Source organism: Nocardia farcinica (genome assembly GCF_029867845.1).
Lineage (GTDB): Bacteria > Actinomycetota > Actinomycetes > Mycobacteriales > Mycobacteriaceae > Nocardia > Nocardia farcinica_A.
Genome location: NZ_JARWRU010000646.1, coordinates 1 through 3,326, shown reverse-complemented (window position 1 = coordinate 3,326; position 3,326 = coordinate 1). Strand labels below are relative to the sequence as shown.

The 3,326-nt window shown below is 74.2% G+C and carries 2 protein-coding genes; both read right to left on the bottom strand.

All coding sequences use genetic code 11. From position 1 onward, the window contains the following. Positions 1–253: hypothetical protein (locus tag QH283_RS14305; protein ID WP_280503490.1), on the bottom strand; the 253-nt coding region annotated here is incomplete at its 3' end. After that, entirely contained in the window at positions 250–2,391 is a 2,142-nt protein-coding gene (locus QH283_RS14300; RefSeq protein ID WP_432420728.1) for a serine/threonine-protein kinase, read from the bottom strand. The genes QH283_RS14305 and QH283_RS14300, both read right to left, overlap by 4 nt. Positions 2,392–3,326: the final 935 nt, after the last annotated feature.

The following is a 3,326-nucleotide window of genomic DNA, read 5'->3' as shown; positions in this document are numbered from 1 at the left end:
GCAGGGCGGACAGCGCGGCGGCCTCGGACAGTTCGGGGAATTCGCGGCGGTAGTCGTCGACATCCCTGGCCAGCCCGGGCCGGGCGGCGCGGGCCCTGATGTCGGCGCGGACCAGGGCGAGCAGCACCGCGCGGCGGACGTGCGCGGCACTGGGGACGAAGGCGGCCGGGTGCGGGGGCTCGCCGCCCCGCGCCAGGTACGCCCGCCAGCGCGCGCGGAACCGGGCGAGAGCCTCGGCGACCGGGTCGGTCACGAGCGCGGCTCCACCGGTCCGCCACGGTCGGTGTCACGACGGGCGGGCTCGGGATCGACCACCCGCTCCAGCGCGCGCAGGTCCGCCTCCAGCGCCCGGAACAACAGGTAGGACGCCACGAACGCGACGATGCCGCCCACACACAGCACCCGTACCGCCACGATCACCTGCGGGATGTCGGCCGGCGGCAGGAAGGTCACCCCGGCCACGGCCAGCAGCGGCACCGAGGCGGCCACGGCCAGATAGCCGTTGCAGCGGCGGTCGAGGGCGCGCAGCCGCACCGCGTCGTCGGCGCTGATCTCGCCGTGCCGCAGGAAGATCGGGTAGATGCAGCGCACGATGTAGAAGGTCGCCAGGAAGAACGGGTAGGAGGCGGCGATCGCCCCGCACACCACCAGCGAGGCCAGGAAGTGGATGACGGCGCTGGCGGTCACGTCGCCGGTGGACAGTTGCAGCGCCAGCGGGAAGGTCAGCCCGGCCAGCACCCACAGCGCGAACGGGATCACCACCGCCCGCTCACCCAGCAGCAGCGCGTCGTTGCGGGCCCGGCGCAGGGTCTGCGCGTCGTAGCGTCTGCCCTTGCGCAGCCCGCGCGGCACCATGAGCACCGCCCGCGACAGCCAGGCCACCAGCACGAAACCCAGCGGGAAGAAGATGCTGTTCACCACGCCGGTGATGATGAGGAAGGTGCGCTGGGCGTCCTCGGTCATCCTGGACACGATCAGCGTCTGGTTGTGCTGGATGTTGTAGAGCGAGGCCAGCAGGTTCGGCACGCCGATCGCCACCACCAGCACCGGGACGATCCACGGCCGCAGCCGCAGCCGCAGCCGCCAGCTGCCCGGCTTGGGGTCGACCAGTTCCCGCGCGCGCTGGTCCAGGCACAGGTCCAGCTGCTTGGCGAGCACTTCGCCGCTGCCCCACCGGTTCTCGCGATCGGGCTCGAGGCAGGTCAGCAGCACCCGGCGCAGCGCGGCCGGGCAATCCGGGGGCACCCGCTCCAGCGCGGCCGGGTCGACGCCGAGCGCGCGGCGCTCCAGCATGGCCTCGAGGGTGGTGTCGTCGCCGCGCTCGCCGATGCCGGCGGTGGTGTCGTCGAAGGGCTTGGCGCCGGTCAGCAGTTCCCACAGCACCACGCCGAGGGAGAAGATGTCGGCGCGGGTGTCCAGATCGGCCGCCGAGCGGTCCCGGCCGGGGTGGCAGGCCTCGAGCTGTTCGGGCGACATGTACGACAGCGAGCCGCCGAAGTAGGCCACCGGGCTCGCGCCGGACACGTTGCGGCTGAAACTGATGTTGAAATCGGCCAGCTTGGGCACCGCCTCCGCGGTGAGCAGCACATTCGCCGGCTTCACGTCGCGGTGCAGCACCCCGTGCGAGGAGGCGTACTCCAGCGCCTCGGCCAGCCGCCTGCCCAGCCAGGCCACCGTCTCCGGCCAGCTCAGCGCCGCGATCTCGGCGCGCACGCTGGAATCGGTCGGCCGGATCTCGCCCTTGTCCTCCATGGCCGCGTCCACCGCCGCCAGCAACAGCTCGCCGTTGCGTTCGGCGGGCGGGGTGGCGCGCACCCGGCGCAGCACGCCGAGCAGGGTGCCGCCGGGCAGGTACTGCATGTACAGCAGCCGCAACCGCCGCGCCGCCGCGCCCGTCCCGCGTTGGGCGTCCATGAGCCGTTGGTCGAACACCCGCACGATGTAGTCGTGGTCGAGCTGGGCCAGGGTCTGCGCCTCGGTGCCGTGGTCGGCGGAGATCTTCACCGCGACCAGCCGCTGCATGGACCGCTGCCTGGCCAGGAACACTCGCGCGAACGCACCGCTGCCTAGACCGTTGAGCAGGTCGAAATCGCCTACCCGGCGGCCGACGTGGATGTGGTCGAGTGGGTCGCTGTCCGCCGGCGGCGGACCGGCGGAGGTGGCGGTCGGCTCGGTCTGCGCGGCCGTCGCGGTCTCCTCCGGCTCCGCGCCGGAACCGGGCACGGTGCGGGCACTCGCCGTGGCGGCGGCGGTGCGGGTGGCCTCGTCGTCGGGCGGGAAGGTGGTCGTCTCTCCGACCCCGGGGGCCGCGACAGTGGCATCCGAAGGGAGAACGCCCGCGCCGTCGTCGGGTTCGCTGTCCGTGTCGGCGGCCGGGGCGACGGCCGCGATCGTGGCGTCGGGTTCGCTGTCGCCCGCGCGGGGATCGCTCGCGCGCGGGTGGGGGTGCGTCCCCCCGGACGCGCCCGCCCGGCCCGGCGGCGGTTGCGGGGCGCGGAGGGTGGCGGGGGTGTCGAAGGCGGGAGAGCCGCTGCCCGCGAGGTAGGTGGTGTCGTCGGCGGGGCCGTCGGGGTCGGGCTCGGGGCCCGGGGTGGCGCGCCGGGTGCTCTGGTCCGGGTCGTCGGTGTTGAGCAGTTCGCGCAGGACCTCGGCTTGGGCGGGGTATTCGCGCAGGCAGCTGCGCGGGTCGAGTTGTTCGCCGCTCTGCCTGCGGACGACGAACTCCTCGTAGATCAGCCCGGCGGGCAGGCGGTCGGGCTCGAGTTCGTCGAACTCGGCGCAGTAGTCGGCCAGCCGCTTGCGGCGCGGCGCCGTGCCCGCGGCGGTGCGCCCGAGCCAGCGGTAGCGCAGGTCGACGCGGACCAGTTCGAGCAGGGCCGCCGTGCGCAGGGTCCGCGCGTCGGGCAGGAAGTCGGCGATGCGGGGCAGGCGGGTGGCGCGCTGGTCGGCGGGCAGGCGGTCGACGGCGCTCCACGCGGCCTGGAACGCGCCGACCGCGCTGTTCTGGACCGGCCTGTTCTGGACCGGGCTGCTCTGGACCGGGCTGCTCCCGGCTGCGGCCGCCCGGCCGGTGCCGGGCGGATCCGGGCTGGTCGGGACACTTCTCTCGGACTCGGCACTCATTCTCGGACCTCGAGGCTGAGCGGGCGGCGCGTACCCCCCGCGCTGGTCGGCACCGAGTTGTGCCGGATAGCGACCACCCGACGGATTGGTCCCCGCGTGGTACCTCGAATGATACGTGCCCGGCGTGCCCCCCCCGCCGCGAAATATTAGGGGGGGCGCCGCCGGGTACGGCCCGGTGTAGCCCCCCCCCCGCCGGGGGCGGG